Origin of the sequence: Rufibacter hautae, assembly GCF_008271695.1 — a bacterium.
GTDB lineage: Bacteria > Bacteroidota > Bacteroidia > Cytophagales > Hymenobacteraceae > Nibribacter > Nibribacter hautae.
On the sequence record NZ_VKKY01000001.1, the window covers coordinates 1,967,189 to 1,985,110 of the forward strand.

At 52.2% G+C, this 17,922-nt stretch carries 17 protein-coding genes; 4 read left to right on the top strand and 13 right to left on the bottom strand.

From position 1 onward, the window contains the following. Positions 1–65: 65 nt before the first annotated feature. The 8 genes from FOA19_RS07655 to FOA19_RS07690 all read right to left on the bottom strand — a co-directional run bounded on the left by FOA19_RS07655 (position 66) and on the right by FOA19_RS07690 (position 6,820). Positions 66–875 (bottom strand): AraC family transcriptional regulator, encoded by an 810-nt coding sequence (locus tag FOA19_RS07655; RefSeq protein WP_149090147.1) that lies wholly within the window; start codon positions 873–875, stop codon positions 66–68. Between the two features lie 86 nt (positions 876–961). Next, the gene (locus FOA19_RS07660) at positions 962–1,729 is read right to left on the bottom strand and encodes a DoxX family membrane protein (RefSeq protein ID WP_149090148.1); all 768 of its coding nucleotides are present in this window, start codon (positions 1,727–1,729) and stop codon (positions 962–964) included. A gap of 242 nt (positions 1,730–1,971) precedes the next feature. Continuing rightward, complete coding sequence (ygiD, locus tag FOA19_RS07665; RefSeq protein ID WP_149090526.1) at positions 1,972–2,802, bottom strand: 4,5-DOPA-extradiol-dioxygenase; 831 nt, start codon at positions 2,800–2,802, stop codon at positions 1,972–1,974. 177 nt (positions 2,803–2,979) lie between these two features. Further along, positions 2,980–3,570 carry a Crp/Fnr family transcriptional regulator gene (locus FOA19_RS07670; RefSeq protein WP_149090149.1) on the bottom strand — a complete coding sequence of 197 codons (591 nt, stop codon included), beginning with the start codon at positions 3,568–3,570 and terminating at the stop codon, positions 2,980–2,982. A gap of 50 nt (positions 3,571–3,620) precedes the next feature. Next, positions 3,621–4,034 (bottom strand): hypothetical protein, encoded by a 414-nt coding sequence (locus FOA19_RS07675; protein ID WP_149090150.1) that lies wholly within the window; start codon positions 4,032–4,034, stop codon positions 3,621–3,623. A 125-nt stretch (positions 4,035–4,159) separates the two neighbouring features. Further along, positions 4,160–5,107: an NAD(P)H-dependent flavin oxidoreductase gene (locus tag FOA19_RS07680; protein ID WP_149090151.1), complete on the bottom strand. Its 948-nt coding sequence runs from the start codon at positions 5,105–5,107 to the stop codon at positions 4,160–4,162. Positions 5,108–5,207: 100 nt separating this feature from the next. Further along, positions 5,208–5,804 carry a hypothetical protein gene (locus tag FOA19_RS07685; protein ID WP_149090152.1) on the bottom strand — a complete coding sequence of 199 codons (597 nt, stop codon included), beginning with the start codon at positions 5,802–5,804 and terminating at the stop codon, positions 5,208–5,210. Positions 5,805–5,821: 17 nt separating this feature from the next. Next, positions 5,822–6,820 (bottom strand): sugar phosphate nucleotidyltransferase, encoded by a 999-nt coding sequence (locus FOA19_RS07690; protein WP_149090153.1) that lies wholly within the window; start codon positions 6,818–6,820, stop codon positions 5,822–5,824. Positions 6,821–7,140: 320 nt separating this feature from the next. Between FOA19_RS07690 and FOA19_RS07695 the strand changes: the two genes are divergently transcribed. The 3 genes from FOA19_RS07695 (at position 7,141) to FOA19_RS07705 (ending at position 9,154) form a co-directional block, all read left to right on the top strand. Then, positions 7,141–7,719 carry a LemA family protein gene (locus FOA19_RS07695; protein WP_149090154.1) on the top strand — a complete coding sequence of 193 codons (579 nt, stop codon included), beginning with the start codon at positions 7,141–7,143 and terminating at the stop codon, positions 7,717–7,719. Between the two features lie 184 nt (positions 7,720–7,903). Beyond that, positions 7,904–8,365, top strand: coding sequence for a TPM domain-containing protein (locus FOA19_RS07700; RefSeq protein ID WP_149090155.1), 462 nt, complete (start codon positions 7,904–7,906; stop codon positions 8,363–8,365). Next, entirely contained in the window at positions 8,366–9,154 is a 789-nt protein-coding gene (locus FOA19_RS07705; protein ID WP_149090156.1) for a TPM domain-containing protein, read from the top strand. It abuts the gene before it with no gap. A 958-nt stretch (positions 9,155–10,112) separates the two neighbouring features. Here the strand turns inward: FOA19_RS07705 and fbaA are convergent. Together fbaA and FOA19_RS07715 are read right to left on the bottom strand one after the other, a co-directional pair. Next, positions 10,113–11,183, bottom strand: coding sequence for a class II fructose-bisphosphate aldolase (fbaA, locus tag FOA19_RS07710; protein ID WP_149090157.1), 1,071 nt, complete (start codon positions 11,181–11,183; stop codon positions 10,113–10,115). 52 nt (positions 11,184–11,235) lie between these two features. Next, positions 11,236–11,517 carry a 2TM domain-containing protein gene (locus tag FOA19_RS07715; RefSeq protein ID WP_149090158.1) on the bottom strand — a complete coding sequence of 94 codons (282 nt, stop codon included), beginning with the start codon at positions 11,515–11,517 and terminating at the stop codon, positions 11,236–11,238. A gap of 448 nt (positions 11,518–11,965) precedes the next feature. Here FOA19_RS07715 and polA point away from each other — a divergent pair, with 448 nt between their 5' ends. After that, positions 11,966–14,836 carry a DNA polymerase I gene (gene polA, locus FOA19_RS07720; RefSeq protein ID WP_149090159.1) on the top strand — a complete coding sequence of 957 codons (2,871 nt, stop codon included), beginning with the start codon at positions 11,966–11,968 and terminating at the stop codon, positions 14,834–14,836. A gap of 105 nt (positions 14,837–14,941) precedes the next feature. Here polA and FOA19_RS07725 read toward each other — a convergent pair whose 3' ends face one another. The 3 genes from FOA19_RS07725 to FOA19_RS07735 form a co-directional block, all read right to left on the bottom strand. Further along, the gene (locus tag FOA19_RS07725) at positions 14,942–15,442 is read right to left on the bottom strand and encodes a DUF5640 domain-containing protein (RefSeq protein ID WP_149090160.1); all 501 of its coding nucleotides are present in this window, start codon (positions 15,440–15,442) and stop codon (positions 14,942–14,944) included. A 416-nt stretch (positions 15,443–15,858) separates the two neighbouring features. Continuing rightward, positions 15,859–16,323: a lipocalin-like domain-containing protein gene (locus FOA19_RS07730; protein ID WP_149090161.1), complete on the bottom strand. Its 465-nt coding sequence runs from the start codon at positions 16,321–16,323 to the stop codon at positions 15,859–15,861. 148 nt (positions 16,324–16,471) lie between these two features. Further along, on the bottom strand, positions 16,472–17,911 hold the full coding sequence (locus FOA19_RS07735; RefSeq protein WP_149090162.1) for an SGNH/GDSL hydrolase family protein: 1,440 nt from the start codon (positions 17,909–17,911) through the stop codon (positions 16,472–16,474). Positions 17,912–17,922: the final 11 nt, after the last annotated feature.

A 17,922-nucleotide genomic window follows, 5' to 3' on the forward strand; every position in this document is an offset into this window, starting at 1 on the left:
TTAAGTACAGGGCAAAAGTAGCGGCGGCAGTGCGACTAGGATTGTATCAGAACGACATTCTGCGGTTAGATGCGGAGACCCGGGTCTTGCGGGTCCTCGGAGAAAAAGGTGCGGGGCGTTACGCCTGATAATTCCTTGAAATCGCGGTTGAAGTGGGCCTGGTCATAGTAACCGCTGTTGAGCGCCAGTTGGGTGAAGCTTTGGTTTGGTGCCTCCAGGTACTGCTGCAGGGCATAGCGGAACCGCTGAATTTTGGCGTACTCGCGCGGGCTGAAGCCTAGCAAGTTCTTGAAGCGCCGCTCAAACTGGCGCCGGGAGGTGTGCATCTGCTCGTAGAGGTTTTCCACATCGGGTTGCTGGCCGGCGTCAATCTCAGCTTTGATCAGCTGCTGGAGCGGCGCATCGGGGTTTTTTTCCTGCAGCAGTTGCTCCGTCAGGAATTGCACCAACAAGTCCAGCCGTTCTTCCGTGCTGGCCGAGGTGGTGATCTGTTCTTCCAGTTGCCTTAACCCGCTACCCAACATTTCCTGCATCGGTCTTGCCTGGTCTCTTACCTCCTGGCCCGGCGTTTTGAACAGCAGACTGGCCGTGTACGGGTACAAGGCCGCCCCTAATATCCCGAAACTCTCCTGCGTCACCAGTTTGGTAGGTTTGCTGGACGGCCCTTGCAGGTAGAACTCGGGTACGGTTTGCTCTGTGCCCGGCGCCATGAAAGACCCTTTGTAATGGAACGTGAGCTGCGCGCAGCCATTAGCCACGGAGCTGAAGTGATACGGCGCGGAGATGTCCTGTCCCTCGGCGATCCAGAAATGGCGCACGTACTCCGCCAGGTGCGGCGGCGGCGGAATTTGCCGGTAAGAGGTGGTGTGCGCCATGCGAAAGAAGAATCTAGTGCCTTTAACTGAACCCCGCCAGCGAGATTCTGCTCCGCTAAAGTAAAGAATTCAGGAGACTTTCAGGCCTACGCCGCCGCAGAAGTAAGCTGCGGCGTACGCTCCTTTTTCCTTCCGTTTCGCCAAATATAGAATAACAACACCAGGAGAATCACCCCACAATTAGCCGCCACCAGCATGGGCGCAAAAGGAAACACGAAGCCCAGCGTCATTAGGAACATATTAACGATAGCCTGCGCCACCAGCACTTTCTCCAGCCTGCTGAGCAAAGCGGAGGTGAGCAAGATAGCGCCCGCCAGCCCGAAGGTGATCAATCCGGAGATGTTGGTGAGTTGGTATTGGAAAGGCGCCAGCACCATGGTGACCAGAGCGGCCCCCAGAATAGCCCAAGGCAGCCGTCCTATTCTGAGCGGTTCTACTCTTGAGGGAATGGCCGGGGCCACTGCCTCGGCTGAAAACAGAAACCGGAACCGCTGGTATTCATAGCCCAACAGCAGGAGGTTTAGGAGCAGGAAAACGGTGTTCACGTAAGGTGTGCCGGTCCAGTTTTGCGAGACGGTAACCGCCAGAATGGAAACGTTCATAGGCACCAGCATCACCGCGCCCAGCGTGCTGAACCGCTGCGTAAACAGCAAGGCCCCGCAGAGTACCTGGCAGCACGCCACCACCTGCGCAAACAAACCCAACCCGTATTTCGCCAGCGACTGCTCCAGCCAGGGCGGACCAATCAACTGCCCGAAATTCCCGTGGGTGAGTTTGCAGATACCCGCCGAGAAAAACACATAGCCCAGAAACAGGCGGATAAGCAGTACCAGAAAGTCTTTGTTCTTGAGCATGGCCTTATCGTTTACAGTTGCATTTCAAGGCTGATTTCTGAAAAACGCCTTCAAAACGATGACAAGTAAAGCAGCCGAGAACCGAAATGAAAATCTTTTAGACTAACCGGCGCATGATCTAGACTAACACCAAGTTAAAGCAGAAAACCACCCGGAAAAGCACTGCGTTTCTGAGCCCATTTTTACAAAAAAGGCCGGAATCGCTCCGGCCTTTGGCAGTGGTTCTAGTGCGGGGAAGTTGCTTAGGCACCTATTCTCACCGAGGTCATGGTCAGGGAGCCGCCCACCATCTTGTCGTTGAAGAAAGAGGTCTCCTCGTCTTTGTCCTGCAGCCCCAGCGTGTACATCAGTGGCAGGTAATGCTCCACCGTCGGGATAGCCAGCAACGCCTCTTTGCCCAGGGTCTGGTAGTTGATGAGCGGCTGGTGATCACGGATAGTAATGAGGTCCTTGAACTTCTCATTGATGGTCTGGGTCCAGTCATAGCCACCGCCGTTAATCATGCTCCAGTCCATCATGCGGAGGTTATGCACCATGTTGCCGCTGCCTACAATGAGCACGCCTTTCTTCCGTAGAGCGGTGAGTTCTTTGGCAAGGTCATAGTGGTACTGCGGACCTTTGGTGTAGTCAATGCTGAGCTGCAGCACGGGCACGTTGGCCTCGGGGTACATGTGCCGGATAATGGTCCAGGTGCCGTGGTCCAGGCCCCAGTCGTGGTCCAGTTCTACCTGCGTGGTGGTGATGAGCGCAGCGGTTTCCTTGGCCAGGGTTGCATTGCCAGGCGAGGGGTACTGCACCGCGAACAGCTCTCTGGGAAAGCCCCCGAAATCATGGATGGTCTGCGGGAAGTCCATGGCTGTGATCTTGGTGCCCTTGGTAAACCAGTGCGCCGATACCACCAGCACCGCCTTGGGTATCGGAATCTCCTGCGCCATCTTCTTCCAGCGCTGGCTGAACTCGTTGTCTTCAATGCCGTTCATCGGCGAGCCGTGTCCAATAAAGAGCACCGGCATGGTATAGTCCTGAGGGGTTAATTCCTCGGTGAATTTTCTGAAAGCACTTAAAGTCGTCATAGCGATTGCTCCTCCTGCGAGCGATTTTATAAAGGTTCTTCTTTCCACGGATGTTGGGTTTATGGGTGAAGAAGGGCGTGAACCGGCGGGTGGAGTCAATTGTAAAACAACGTTTCGCAAGCCTCAGGTTCACCATACAAAGATCGGACAACCCAGGGCCTAAAAGAATAAGGTAGTTTAAGAAATGGCTTGTTGGTAGAGGTCCAGGCCTTCAGACTTGATGGAACTGAAGAACTCCGGCGTGATGCCAAGGTAGGAGGCGATGTGGTACTGCGGAATGCGCTGGCTGAGGGTGGGAAACTTGAGCAGGAAATCGCGGTAGTTCTCAGCGGCGGTCTGGGTCATGCCGCTCAGCATCCGTTTCTTGAACGCGAAGTAGCCGTTTTGGAGCAGTTTTCTATAAAACAGGTTGAAAACGGGATGCTGTTGGGTGAGTTCCTCAAAGGCCGAACTGTTGATCTGCACGTATCGCGTAGGCTCCAGCGCCTGAATGGACAGCAAGGCCGGTTTGTTAAACGCGATGTCACTGATCCAGTACCGCTCCACAGCAAACTCCAGGTTCACTTCCTTGCCTGCCTGGTCTATGATGAAAGAGCGCAGGCAGCCGCTCAGCACGAAGTAGATGTAATGGTTCTGCTCGCCGGTGCGCAGCAGAAATTCCTTTTTCTTCGCCTCGCGCAGCTCACAGATAGCCATGAACGCCGCTTCCTGTTCAGGGGAAACAGAGACGTGTTGGGCAAGGGCGGCGGCGAGAAGGTCTTGGGACAAAAGATATGAGTTGTGGTGCAGGGTATTTACGGCGATGCGCCTTGCCGGGGTTACTGTTTGGTCACCTGTAACTCCATGCGTGAGTCGGCCAGCATGGAATTATGCTCGTAGAGCGACATGGTCAGCACGAATCCATGGAGGGAGGCTTCCAGACTGGATACGCACCCGCAACTCTTCGCCGACATGAGGTAAGTCAGTTGGCTTCCTATCACGTCTACCTTTATGTAGTTCTGGACTCGGCCAGTGGGTAGTTCCACCGTCACGTACACCTGTTTAGCGTCCTCGGGGTTTCTACCGATGGTCACCAGCACATTGGTGTACGCGGTGTCTTTCTGGGTACTGCTTTTTGTGTCTAAAAAGGTCTCCTGCGCCGTGCCTTTAAAGGTGCCTATGAATTTTTGTGGGAAGTCTAGTTCCTCCTCTTCCAGTTCCTTTTCCGCGCAAGAGAAGAGAAGCAAAACCAAGGGCAGGAGATACCAGGTTGATCTTTGAAAGGCACGGAGAAGAAACATGAGCAACGGGAGTGATTAGGCGCAAGGAATACGCCCTTACTACATAAAGACAGCGAGTTACGGCTTTCCCCCTATTCCTAAGACCACGCTCCGCAAAAGTTTGTCTTGGCCTCCAGAAACTCCTGCCACATCTCGCTCAGGATCTCTCCGGCGGGTTGTATCTTCTGCACGATGGCTGCGGCCTGACCTATCTCCAGCTCGCCTTCTTCCAGGTCGCCCTCGTACATGCCGCGTTTTGCCCGTCTGGATCCCAAAAGTTGGGCCAGTTCCAGGTTACTGGCGCCCCGCAGTTCGGCGGCTTTTACATCTTGGTAGAATTTGTTTTTGAGCAGGCGCACCGGCGTAAGTTGTTTCAGGGAGAGCTCGGTGTCTCCTTCCTGGGCAGCCACCACGCGGTCTTTGAAGCTCTGGTGCGCACTGGATTCCACGCTGGCCACAAACCGGCTGCCCACCTGTACCCCATCGGCCCCTAGGGCCAGCGCCCCAAAGATACCGGCTCCGTTCGCCACACCACCGGCGGCAATCAGTGGCAGGTTCACGGCCTGGCGTACCAGCGGAATAAGGCAGAAGGTGGTGGTTTCTTCGCGGCCGTTGTGCCCGCCGGCCTCAAACCCTTCCGCCACGATGGCGTCTACCCCGGCTTCCTCGCATTTGCGCGCAAACTTCACGTTGCTCACCACATGAATCACTTTGGCCCCGTTGTCTTGCAGCTTTTTGGTCCAGGTCTTCGGATTTCCCGCTGAGGTCACCACCACCGGCACTTTCTCTTCCATGATAATCCTGAAATGCTCGTCCAGGTCTGGGTACAGCAGCGGCACATTCACCCCGAAAGGTTTATCGGTGGCTTTCTTGCATTTCTGGATGTGCTCGCGCAGCACCTCGGGGTACATGGAGCCGGCGCCAATAAGGCCCAGCCCCCCGGCGTTGCTCACCGCCGAGGCCAGTTTCCAGCCGCTGCACCAGATCATGCCTGCCTGAATAATGGGGTATTGTATGTTGAAGAGTTGGGTGATTCTGTTGCTCATCTGGTATTCGGTATCAACTATCAGTAATTAAGCCCTTGTAGCTTTCAACAAGGTACTTAGTTGATTTTTAAATGATGTTTTGTAGAAGGCTGACTTGATTTTAAATCTTATCTATGAGTTGATTAGGCAGCAATTTATCCAAGAAGGGCTTTTGCTTCTTTTCAACAACAAGAAACTTCCAATCAGTTTTTCCGTCTACTGAGATTGCATAAGCCTGTTTTTCAACTACTATTTCATAAAAGCCTGTTTTCTCATCATGCAAAACATTCTTAAAACCGAAGGCTTGTTGAAGTCCCATTTTGGTTAGGTTCATCCTTTGTGTCTGCTCATCCTTGGTTTCCTCTTCATTATCACTTTTCAACTTAATTTTCATTAAGCTTGAATAATGGAGGTGTGAGTAGAACCTATTGCCGATTTTTTCCGCATCTGAAATTTCAATGATTTCAGGAGTATTTAACTCAAACTCCATTTCAGAATTATTGAAGGTCATCTCCATTGCTTTTATCATTTGAGCTTTGGGAACCAGTTCGAAAACATCCGTTGGAACGTAATCCATTGACTTCTCAAATTCTTTAGCAATGATTAAGCTGTTATAACTTATGAATTGCTTCTCAATTAGCTTTTTATAGTCTTGGCAGAAGCCAACTGTAGATATGGTTAAAAAGAGAAAAATCAGAATTGTAGAACTGGGTTTCATTAAATGCTTCAATTAGATCAATGGCTGAAATCAATCTCGGTGCTGTCTCCAATGTTCAGGCGCTGGCTCAAGCCTTTCAGGGCGGAGTCTGAGCCTACCAGCGAGTCTTCCAGCACAGCGTATCCCAGTTCGGCGTAGCCGCCGATGATGGAGTTGCGCACAATGGTGTAGTTGAGGATGGCGCTCTCGCCAATGGCTACGTTGGGGCCCACAATGGAATTGGAAATCTGCACGCCCTTGCCAATGCTCACCGGCGGAATGATGATGGTGTTGGGGAACTCGGGGTACTCCGCGCGCTTGAACTCGGGGCGGTTCAGGAGGGTGGCGTTGGCCTGGAGCAGCGTGTCTTTGCGGCCGCAGTCAAACCACTGGTCTACGGTGTAAGAGACCATCTTCTCGCCGTGCTGGATCATGTGCATGAGCGCATCGGTGAGGTGGTGCTCGCTCTGCGTCCGGATGTCGTTAATTACAATGTGTTCCAGGGCCTCCACCAGTTTGCTGGGGTGCGCAATCTTGTAAAGGCCCACTAGTGCCGAGTTTGACTTGGGAATCTTGGGTTTCTCAATCACCTTGGTGATAAAGCCCTGGCCGTCCATCTCCGCAATCCCGAACATGGTGGGGTTTTTCACCGATTTCACCGCCAAGATGGTATGGTCTGCCGCAAAGAACTGCTGCATGTCCACGTCCACAATGGTATCGCCCAGCTGGATCAGAACCGACTCCTCGTTCCGGAAAGTCTCCCGCGCCGACCACAGGGCGTGGCCCAAGCCCTCGCGCGGCTGCTGCACCACAAACTCGGCCTCAATGTGGGGGTACTTGCGTTGCACGTAGTGCATGATCTTCTCGCCCAAATACCCCACCACCAGCACAAACTGCGTGATACCCGCCGCTTGCAACCGTTCAATGATATGCCCCAGAATGGCCTTGCCGGCAATAGGAACCAAGGCCTTGGGTTGGGTGTGGGTGTGGGGCCGCAAGCGGGCGCCCATGCCAGCCACCGGAATTACTGCTTTCATACTGCGTTATTGAAGGCTTTTCATCACAAGCTACGGAATTCTTGTGGTTTTCCTGCACACCGGCCCGGCAGGAAAACACCGGAAAAGAATAGAGGAATGAAAATATAAATAGCGTTTTCTGAATATTTATACCGATCCTGCTTATCTTTAGAGGTCTGTAGCTCAGGCGCTTCGCATACGCACATTGGTCTCCCGTTTAGCGGGTGTTTTCAGGAAAACACGGCAAAAACGCACATTTCTGCCGCAGTTGCGTATAGAGGGTGCCAACGGCTATTAATACGCAAGTAAATACCACCCATTCTGAATAAACCACCTCAACTATGAAAAAACTATTGCTTTACCTTGTGGGTTTCGTGATTCTGGCCTCGCAGAGCTCCTGCGGATACAATGACATGGTGCAGAAAGACGAGGCAGTCTCCAGCCAATGGGCCCAGGTGCAGAACTCCTACCAACGCCGCGCCGACTTGGTGCCCAACCTGGTGAACACCGTGAAAGGTGCCGCTAACTTTGAGAAAACCACCCTCACCGAGGTCATTGAAGCCCGGGCCAAGGCCACCAGCATCCAGCTAAACGCCGACGACCTGACGCCCGAGAACCTGGAGAAATTTCAGGCGGCCCAAAGCCAGCTGAGCGGTTCGCTCTCCCGGTTATTGGCTACCGCCGAGGCCTACCCAGACCTGAAGGCGAACCAAAACTTCCTGGAACTGCAGGCGCAGTTAGAAGGCACCGAGAACCGCATCTCCGTGGAGCGGCAGAAATTCAACGGCTCAGTGCAGGAATATAACACCTACATTAGAGCGTTCCCACGCAACTTCTTCGCCGGTTGGTTCGGGTTTGAGAAGAAAGGCTACTTTGAGGCCGAGGCCGGTGCCCAGAAAGCTCCTACCGTACAGTTCTAGACTAGTGTTGAGCAGCGGGTATCAGGCAGCAAGACTTTAAAACAGCATCCTGCGATCTCCGTTGCTATGCTCTTCGCTAGATCTCCCAATAGCGTTTCAGGCTTGTTTTGCAGAAAGCAGGCCTGAAACGTGCTTCCTTACATGACTCAGAACTCAGGTTTCAACCCTCAGAACTCTTTTCAAAATGCCCCGCGATACCATTACCGAAGCAGACGAAGCCGTCATTGTGCAGGCCATTCAGGAAGCTGAACGCAACACCTCCGGCGAGGTGCGGGTGCACATTGAAGACACCTGCGAGGGTCAGGTGCTGGACCGGGCCACCCAGGTGTTTGCCTACCTGCACATGCACCAGACCAAGCTGCGCAACGGTGTGCTGTTCTACGTGGCCATGAAAAGCCACAAGTTCGCCGTGCTGGGCGATGCTGGCATCAATGCGGTGGTGCCCAAAGATTTCTGGGTGGAGATCAATAAGGTGGTCATCGCCGATTTCAAAGAAGGCAAGTACGCCGAGGGCCTCAAGAAAGGCATTACCATGGCGGGCGAGCAACTCAAAAGTTATTTTCCTTACGCCGGAGACCACAAGGATATCAACGAACTGTCTGATGATATCTCTTTTGGTAAGAACCTGGACGAGAATCAAAAATAAATGAGAAAATCTATCTGGCTTCTGGGGATATTGTGGCTATGGGCAGGACTAGGGCTGGCGCAGGATTTTCCGCCGCGTCCTTCTCCGCCGCGCCTGGTCAATGACTTGGCCAACATTCTCTCGCCAGAGGAAGAGCAAGCCTTGGAGCAAAAGCTGGTCAACTACAATGACAGTACCTCCACCCAGATTGCCGTGGTCAACATCACCTCCATTGGCGGGTATGACGTCTCTGACTACGCTTTTAAACTAGCCGAGCAGTGGGGCATTGGCCAGCAAGGCAAAAACAACGGTATCCTTATTCTCACTGCCGTTAATGAGCGCAAGATATACATTGCTACCGGCTACGGCCTAGAGGGCGCGGTACCAGACGCCATTGCCAAACGCATCACCGAGTACACCATCAAACCCGAGTACAAGCAAGGCAACTACTACGCCGGCTTGGACAAAGGCACCAGCTTTATCATTGACGTAGCCAGCGGCGAGTACAAAGCCGATCCGCGCCAGCAACAAGGCGATGACGGGGGCGGCATTCCTATCCTCTGGATTATCATCGGGATCCTGATCATTATCTTCCTCATCAGTCGCCGCGGCGGCGGACGGGGAGGCAGAGGCGGCGGCATGCGCACCCTTGGCGGACCCTTCTTCCCCCCAGTGATCTTCGGGGACTTCTCCGGCGGACGCGGCATCTTCGGAGGTGGCGGCGGCGGCTTTGGAGGCGGCGGAGGCGGTGGTTTCGGCGGATTTGGTGGCGGAAGCTTTGGCGGTGGCGGTGCCGGATCAGATTGGTAAAAGGTTGCACTGTTTCCGCGTTAACGGAAAGCAAGATACTTATAACGGAATCGGGGCTGTTTTCTCAAAAACAGCCCCGATTCCGTTTTCTGTTTAACAAGATTGTTTCAATAGTAGGGACCCTGACTTATCGTAGATTTCCCCTTTGAAGAAAGAAGCGGATGAGAATGCTAAATTTTCTTACCCCTTCTTTTCATGGTTCAAGTCTGTGACTTGGACCTACCATGGTCTGCAGTTTGCAACTGCAGTGAGGCGCTAGCCTCAAAACTGCTTTATAGGTCTTTACTTCCTATTTCCTTTCTTCTAACTCTTTAGTTGCAGTCGCGGTCTGCCCGCGTTTGTCACTTTTCTCCTTGATGAGAAAAGTAACCAAAAGAATCAAGAAGAAAAGAAACTCGCTGACGCTCAGACAGTCTTTTCTTCAATTGTTGTGACACCTGGCAGCCGCCTTCTTTTTCATAGCTCACTTACGCCACTGCTGCTGGAAGAGCCACTGCCTGCGCTCGCCGGAGGTTGGGTTACGCACGCGCCCAACCTCCGACGAGCTGCATGAACCTGTCTTGTTTCAGAGCCGCTGCAATGCCTGCATCGTCCTGCGGACGTAGTGGAGAGAAGCCTCCTTATTTTATATTTATTTATTTTCTGGTTCAAGTCTGCGACTTGGACCCATCATGATCTGAAGTTTGCAACTTCAGTGAGGCGAGAGCCTCAGGGAGGGCATCCAGTTCAAATCTGCTTTCACTGCTGTTGGTGTTATCACCAACAATCAGAACTGCGGCTCAACTGTATCTTAGAGGATACGCTTTTTGGCATCTGAAGCAATTCCCCTCCTTGGAGGGGCAGGGGTGGGTAGCGCATGTGAGCCTTGTAAAACAAGAAAGCCGATCCCAAAGGACCGGCTTTCTGCCTGTGCTGCTATCCTGAAAATAGCACATCAGCACATTAAAAAATTAGCACATTATTCCGCGTTACGGTTGATGCAGTTCAGGTCTTGGAAGGCTTCTTTCAGGCGGGCCACAAAGGTCTCTTCACCGGCGCGTAACCATACGCGTGGGTCGTAGTACTTTTTGTTCGGGCTGTCTTCGCCGGTTGGGTTGCCAATTTGGGCTTGCAGGTAGTCTCTTTTGCCTTCGTAGTAGTTTTTGATGCCGTCCCAGAAGGCCCACTGCATGTCGGTGTCAATGTTCATCTTGATGGCGCCGTACTCAATGGCCTCGGTGATTTTCTCTTTCTCAGAGCCGGATCCGCCGTGGAATACAAATTGCACTGGGTTATCGCCGGTGCCGTATTTCTGCTGGATGAAGTCCTGGGAGTTTTTCAGGATCTCAGGACGAAGCTCCACGTTGCCTGGCTTGTACACGCCGTGCACGTTCCCGAAAGCAGCAGCCACGGTGAAGCGGTTGCTGATCTTGCCTAGTTCTTCGTAAGCATAGGCTACGTGCTCTGGCTGGGTGTACAAGTGCGCGCTGTCAATGTCTGAGTTGTCAACGCCGTCTTCCTCACCGCCAGTCACGCCTAATTCAATCTCAATGGTCATGCCCATTTTAGACATCCGCTCCAGGTATTTGGCAGAGATCTCAATGTTTTCTTCCAGGGGCTCCTCAGAAAGGTCCAGCATGTGGGAACTGAACAGAGGCTTGCCGTGCTGGACGTAGAATTTCTCACCGGCATCTAACAGACCATCAATCCAGGGAAGTAATTTTTTAGCCGCGTGGTCAGTGTGGAGAACGACGGTGACACCGTAAGCCTCGGCTAGTTGGTGTACGTGGTGGGCGCCGGAGATAGCACCGGCGATAGAGGCGGCCTGTCCTTCGTTGCTCAGGCTTTTGCCGGCATAGAATTGGGCACCGCCTTGGGAGAACTGAATGATAACGGGAGAATTCACCGCTTTGGCCGTTTCCAACACCGCGTTGATGGAGTTGGTACCAATTACGTTTACAGCGGGAAGTGCAAAGTTATTGTCGTTGGCGTACTTGAATAAGTCCTGCACCTCGTCTCCGTACAGAACCCCAGATCTAAATTTAGGCATGGATTTGCTAGTTTTGGTCTACTAGCAAAACTAAGTAATAAATCCGTTAGTTCTAAAGATTCTTGTTCCGGGTTAGTTTCTGGTACTCGCGCTCCACGGCGTAATCATGGGAGCCATGGTAGGCGTCATAGTAGTTGAAGGCCAGGCCAACGCCCCAGCCAAGGCTCAGCCAGGCGGGCCAGGGCAGGCCCATGTAATTGAAATCTTCGCCTTTGTTGAGGTACCAGACACTCCACACCAGCAGGTTAATCACCGCATAGGTGAACAGATGCCGCCTGAAAGCCACGCGCTTTTTGGCCAGTTTCCATAAGAACTTATCTTTTTCTCCTTCCATCTGCTTTCCTATAAGATGATTATATAGTAAAACATAAATATAAAGAATCAAGCCTGAGGTTGGGTGCTTTTCAGGCTAAAGTTTGTACAACTCCTGCTTTAGAGCCGGTTGGAGAGCCAATATCCTTTTGCGTTATCTATACTGTTTACGAGAATCAGGCGTAAAACGGATTTTTTACCAGTGAAAGGGAGAACGTTGGATTACAGACGTGTTGTCAGCGTTCTTCAAAATTGCTTGTCGTGTGCCCTAAGCCACTTAGAGAAAACTGATGATAATCAAGAGAAGCAGCGACGGAGAATCAGAAAGAAGAATCTCTCTGGAACTCTGCTTTAGGCCTGTTTTCCTGAATATGGGCTAAAAATACAGGGTTTAACTTTTTGCCCGATCCACAGTTTATACAAAAGACACCATTGCATACCCGCGGCATTGCCCGTACCTTCGCTAACCTATGAGTACACCAGACAAACGCCTTTTTCTGCTAGACGCCATGGCGCTCATTTACCGCGCCCACTTTGCCTTCAGCAAAAACCCAAGAATCAATTCCAAAGGCATGAACACCGGGGCCGCGTTGGGTTTCACCAACACCCTGGTAGACCTGCTTAACCGCGAAAAGCCTACCCACATAGGGGTGTGCTATGATGCGCCCTCCAAGACTTTTCGGCACGATTCCTTTGTGGAATACAAGGCCAACCGCCAGGCCATGCCCGAGGATATTTCCATCGCCATCCCGTACGTGAAGAAGATTGTGGAAGCGTTCCGGATCCCAGGCCTGATTATGGATGGCTATGAGGCCGATGACATCATTGGCACGCTTTCCTGCAAAGCCGAGAAAGCCGGGTACGATGTCTTCATGATGACGCCCGACAAAGACTACTACCAACTGGTCACCGACCACGTGTTTGTCTACAAACCGGCCTTTCTGGGCAACGCCATAGAGGTGATTGACAAACCCAAAGTGCTGGAGCGCTGGGAAATCAGTGACGTGAAGCAGGTGATTGACATCTTGGGCTTGCAGGGCGATGCCGTGGACAACATCCCCGGAATACCCGGTATTGGCGAAAAGACCGCGAAATCGCTCATTCAGCGCTTTGGAAGTGTAGAGAACCTGATCGCCAACGCGCATGAGCTCAAAGGCAAGCAGAAAGAGAACGTGGTGAACTTCGCCGAGCAGGGCCTCATGTCCAAAGAACTGGCGACCATTCACCTGGACGTGCCCATTGACTTTGACGAGGAAGGCCTGCGCTACGATGGTCCGGATACCGAGAAACTGGCTGCCCTGTTTGACGAACTGGAGTTCCGGCAATTGGCTACCCGCGTGTTAGGCACTGCCTCGCCCGCCGTTCCCAAGCCCGTGAGCAACAAGCCTACCGTAGGCAAAGGCTTCAAGTCTGATAAGCCCATGGGACAGACCTCGCTATTTGAGATGCCAGCCGGTGAAACCATGACTTCCGAGGAAGGCGCAGAAGCTGCCGCTCCTGGTGAGGAATATGCGCCGCGCATAAGAAAAACCATAGACACTACGCTGCACGAGTACCACCTGCTCACCACCCCAGAGCAGCGGCAGCAACTGCTCAAATACCTGAAGCTGCAGAAAGAGGTTTCCTTTGACACTGAGACCACCAGCATTGACGCCATCACCGCGCGTTTGGTGGGTATTTCGTTCTGCTACATGCCCGGCGAGGCCTACTACATTCCGGTTCCACCCAAGGATGAGGATGCCGCCCGCGAGATTGTGCAGGAGTTCAAGGAAGTGTTGGAAAGCCCCAGCATCACCAAGATTGGGCAGAACATCAAGTATGACCTGGTGGTGCTGCAACGCTACGGCATTGACGTGCAAGGTCCGCTTTATGACACCATGCTGGCCCACTACCTGCTGGAGCCGGACATGCGCCACAACATGGACCTGCTCGCCGAGACGTACCTGCACTACACGCCCATCGCGATAGAAACGCTGCTGGGCAAAGGCAAGAACCAGCTTACCATGGACAAATTGCCGGCGCTACAAATTTATGAGTACGCCTGCGAAGACGCCGATATCACGCTGCAGCTTAAAAACTATTTCGACCGTCTTTTAGAGAAACAAGGCCTGAAACGCCTCTTCAACGATGTGGAGAACCCGCTCCTGCGCGTGCTGGGCCACATGGAACGCGAAGGCGTGAGCATTGACGCCGAGGCTTTGGCCGAGTCTTCTGTTTCCCTCCAAACCGCTATCCAGGAGATAGAGCAGAAGATCTTCAACCTGGCGGGCATGGAGTTCAACATAGGCTCACCCAAGCAGTTGGGTGAGGTGCTGTTTGACCGCATGGGCTTAGGCGGAAACAAGATCAAGAAAACCAAAACCGGCCAGTACGCCACCGGCGAGGAGATTCTGTCTAAGCTGGCCTTTGAGCACGAGATTGTGCAGCTCATTTTGGACCATCGGCAGTTGACCAAGCTCAAGAGCACGTACGTAGACGCGCTTCCGCAATTGATCTGTACCGAAGATAACCGTCTGCACACGTCTTACAACCAGGCTGTGGCCGCTACGGGTCGTTTGAGCTCCACCAACCCCAACCTGCAGAACATTCCTATCAGAACGGAGAAAGGCCGCGAGATACGGAAGGCGTTTGTGCCGAGAGACGAAGAACACGTGCTTCTTTCCGCGGATTATTCGCAGATTGAGCTTCGCATCATGGCGCATTTCAGCAATGACGCCACCATGAAAGAGGCCTTCCAGAAAGGGTTGGACATTCACGCGTCTACGGCGGCTAAGGTGTTCCACGTGCCCGTGGATCAGGTGGATTCTGACATGCGCCGCAAGGCCAAGACCATCAACTTCGGGATTATCTACGGGATCTCGGCCTTTGGTTTGGCGGAGCGTCTAGCCATTCCGCGCCGCGAGGCTGCCGAGATTATTGAAGCCTATTTCCAGGAGTTCCCGGCCGTGAAAGAGTACATGGACAGTGCTATCAATCAAGCCCGCGACCAGGAGTTTGTGGAGACGCTGCTGGGCCGCCGCCGTTACCTGCGCGATATCAATTCGCGTAACCAGAACATCAGGGGCTACGCCGAGCGAAACGCCATCAACGCACCTATCCAGGGTACCGCCGCCGATATCATCAAGATTGCCATGATCAACATCGACCAGTGGCTGCGCGAAGAGAAACTGGCCAGCCGCATGATCCTGCAGGTACATGATGAATTGGTCTTTGATGTGCTAAAGGAGGAACTGCCGGTGGTGCAGCCTAAGATTGAGGAACTCATGAAGCATGCTTTCCCACTGAGCGTACCTATGGAAGTTGGCCTGGGCACCGGCGAGAACTGGTTACAAGCGCACTAAACGTTTTAAGGTTGTTTTTCCTAAAACAAGGGAGAAACAAACGCATATAAAACAGGAAAGGAAGCTTACGGGCTCCCTTTCCTGTTTTATATTATTCAGTTTACTCTATTTTGCTTTGAAGGTGATGGTTTCTTCAAAGTCATTGCCCTCCATATCTGTGCTAGTAGAGGTTAGCGTCAAGGTATTTCCGTTGAGCTCAAATTCGTATTCATGGGTATCATCTTCAGATTCGGCCCAAGTATAGGTGAGAGGATAGTCCCAGATGATCTTGTCACCATCTATTTCGTAATCGCCATCACCTTCATCATCTCCATCCAGAAGAAGGACAAATTCTCCCTTGCCGTCCATTTTGAACGCTATGTCATCGGTACCAGCTTCGTTCTGAACAATTTCTAAAATGTCTTGTGCAGATTGACCATCATATTTGACTTCTTGTTCATCCAGTTCCCAAGTCTTTTGAGATAACTGTGCTTCAATAGATGGCTTTGGCTCATCTTTGTCATCGTCTTTGCTGCAAGAAGAGAACACCAGTGTGAAAGCTGCTAAGAGGGTCAGGAGATAAGATTTTTTTAACATGATAGGGAATTGATAAAGTGAAACAAACATGATTATAGGTTAGAAATAGGGTTGAAATTCTTTTTAGCTACCGGTCTGGTCAACTCTAATGACATGCTTGCTTGACATGCTTGCTTCTATGTGAATGATGCAATTTCATGTACTTAAAGTTTAATTGCCGTTTGTAGAAATAAGACCGGGCTTGTGTAGATTACCCCTATACATGATTTTTGAAAAAGCCTATCTCTCCGCCCAAGCAGGATTTTTGGAGAGCGAAACCGGTAAAAGTCCGCTTGAACAGGACATGAATTTTTGCGAGAAGTGAGGGGGAGAGCGGCTAATAGAGGGCAAGGCCATGGGAGAAAAAGCCCCGTTTTCATAAAAACCCCTTAAAAACAGAAGAGGGAGCCTGCTGCCAGGCTCCCTCTTCTGTTTTTAAGGAATATATTTTAGGTACCTCCAGGGAGTTACATGGTCTCTAGAGTAACGGTGCCGTCAATGGAGATGCCAGAGATAGACTCCGTGAATTCTCCGTCTAGCTTAGAACTGGTTAAAGAAGTCACCGTGATTTCCAGGTCATCATCCGGAAGTCCGTAGGCATCGCCAATGCCACTGATGGTGAGCACGCCTCCGCTCAGAGACCAGGTGCCTTGGGTTTGCTGCGGGTCTGAATTATTACACTTGGTAGCCCCTTCGTTTACTTCCAATACGCCGTTGGCCTTAAACTCCACGAAATTGTCTCGCTGGCAGTCTTCAAAGTCTTCATAGAGGTCAAGGTTGCCAAACGGGGTGCTGGCCTGCAGGGCGGTGATTTGCCAGCGCTTGTTCTGCAGCATCTCGTCTTCTGACGGGGTGTCATCATCATCGCTGCTACAGGCACTGAAGAAAAGGGCGCCGCAAAATAAGAGAAGGAGGAAGGGGTTGTTTTTCATAGGTTTTGTCGTTAGCTAGCTTGTATACGAATGTATTTGGTTCTGGTGTAGCAAACGCGTGTTTTCTACCGCTAGTATACCTTCTTAGCCCGAAACAAAAAAGGCCAGCTGTTTAGCTGGCCTTTTTCTAAAAACTAGGTCATTCTGGTTACGGGATAAGCACCGCCCGGAACTGAGTTACATCAATGGTAGGCACGGTAGAGTTGTACTTCCTATTAATCTCTTTGATCATCTCGTTGGCGATGATGGCGTATCCGCGTGGCGTTGGGTGCACCCCGTCAAGCGAGAACAGGTTACCCGTGATGAAAGCCGGAGAATACGTTACGCCGTTCATGTTGTAAGGTGTTTGGATGCTGTTGAAGAAAGTAAAGGCATCAAACACGGCCAGGTCGTTGGCAGTAGCTGCGTTCCTGATGATGGTGTTGTATTCAGTGGTAGCAGCCTGAATCTCGGCTTGCTCGTCGGCATCCAGTACCAAGGCGCTTGGCAAAGGATTTTCTCCGCTTAAACCAAACATCTTGGTGGTATCCAACTGGTAGTTCTGCAGCAGTCTTTTAAGCTCCTGGTCCATGGCGGCGGCGTCTGCAGGGAATTTCGCCTTGGCCTGGTCACGCCAGTACCTTCCGGTTGGCTGACCCAGCAAACCCAGGTAAGCCGTGGAGGTAAGGGTAAACAATGCCGTACCGGAAGAACCTACCCTAATGTCATTCTTCGCGATAACGGTTCGGTTAGCTCCGCTTTTGGTAAGCGCCACTACCGCAGTTACCGCAGCCGGCAGACCTGCCCTGAACGTAGGACCTACCGTGGTAAAGAATGGTACGGAACGTACATCTGGGATGGTAGCTACGATACCTTTGGCCGCCTTGTTTCTAGACAAGCCCGCCGCCAACTGGGAGTAGATGGCGTTGAAGGTAGCAGCAGGGGTGATGCCGCCAAACGGGTTGGCAGGGTCTACCACTCCGCCAGCAGTGGCGTAGCCCAGCACATCGTTATTCCCCAGCCAAAGCGAGAAGAACGTAGGCTGGGTAGAAACCACCTTCTGCACGTAGCTTACCTGGCCCACTTCGGCATCGGCCAACAAGCGTTCAAAGTAAGGGTTCACACCGCCGTATTGTGGCACGGCACTAGCCAGCACAGAAATACCGGGTACCCCCCAGTTCTGGATGGCTCCGGTGAATTTGGTGAGGCGACGGCCACCCGGCAAGGCCGGAACATCTGTGCGGACGGCCAGGTTGGTGGTTACCGGGGCAAGGATGGGAGCTCCGGTAGAAGAGAACCCGCCCAAACGCAGGTAGCCAGAGCCGTTGCGTTGCTCATTTGTAAACAGTGGCTGAGCAAAAGCACCGCCTCCCACAAAACTGAACTGGTTAGCCAGAATGTTAGGGTAAGAGAAAATCTGACCTTCCAGGTAAAGGCCGTTGTCTTGGTAACCGGCGGTAAGGGAGTTTCCTACGGCTACGTACTTGCTGAAATCCAGAGGACCCTTGCTAAGGGTAATGTCCTCCTCAAACTCGGGCTCGCAACCGCTGAATAAGAAAGCGGTGGAAAGAAGAGCAGCCGCGCCTAATCTATAGAATATGTTCTTCATGTTGTCTTGAA

Excerpts from the sequence above, each read along its gene's own strand:
- FOA19_RS07680 (WP_149090151.1), bottom strand. The coding sequence starts at position 5,107 with ATGAGCAACAGAATCACCCAACTCTTCAACATACAATACCCCATTATT.
- ygiD (WP_149090526.1), bottom strand. The coding sequence starts at position 2,802 with ATGACGACTTTAAGTGCTTTCAGAAAATTCACCGAGGAATTAACCCCT.
- FOA19_RS07690 (WP_149090153.1), bottom strand. The coding sequence starts at position 6,820 with ATGAAAGCAGTAATTCCGGTGGCTGGCATGGGCGCCCGCTTGCGGCCC.
- FOA19_RS07660 (WP_149090148.1), bottom strand. The coding sequence starts at position 1,729 with ATGCTCAAGAACAAAGACTTTCTGGTACTGCTTATCCGCCTGTTTCTG.
- FOA19_RS07705 (WP_149090156.1), top strand. The coding sequence starts at position 8,366 with ATGAGAAAATCTATCTGGCTTCTGGGGATATTGTGGCTATGGGCAGGA.
- FOA19_RS07725 (WP_149090160.1), bottom strand. The coding sequence starts at position 15,442 with ATGTTTGTTTCACTTTATCAATTCCCTATCATGTTAAAAAAATCTTAT.
- FOA19_RS07700 (WP_149090155.1), top strand. The coding sequence starts at position 7,904 with ATGCCCCGCGATACCATTACCGAAGCAGACGAAGCCGTCATTGTGCAG.
- FOA19_RS07685 (WP_149090152.1), bottom strand. The coding sequence starts at position 5,804 with ATGAAACCCAGTTCTACAATTCTGATTTTTCTCTTTTTAACCATATCT.
- polA (WP_149090159.1), top strand. The coding sequence starts at position 11,966 with ATGAGTACACCAGACAAACGCCTTTTTCTGCTAGACGCCATGGCGCTC.
- FOA19_RS07730 (WP_149090161.1), bottom strand. The coding sequence starts at position 16,323 with ATGAAAAACAACCCCTTCCTCCTTCTCTTATTTTGCGGCGCCCTTTTC.
- FOA19_RS07715 (WP_149090158.1), bottom strand. The coding sequence starts at position 11,517 with ATGGAAGGAGAAAAAGATAAGTTCTTATGGAAACTGGCCAAAAAGCGC.
- FOA19_RS07695 (WP_149090154.1), top strand. The coding sequence starts at position 7,141 with ATGAAAAAACTATTGCTTTACCTTGTGGGTTTCGTGATTCTGGCCTCG.
- FOA19_RS07655 (WP_149090147.1), bottom strand. The coding sequence starts at position 875 with ATGGCGCACACCACCTCTTACCGGCAAATTCCGCCGCCGCCGCACCTG.
- FOA19_RS07735 (WP_149090162.1), bottom strand. The coding sequence starts at position 17,911 with ATGAAGAACATATTCTATAGATTAGGCGCGGCTGCTCTTCTTTCCACC.
- fbaA (WP_149090157.1), bottom strand. The coding sequence starts at position 11,183 with ATGCCTAAATTTAGATCTGGGGTTCTGTACGGAGACGAGGTGCAGGAC.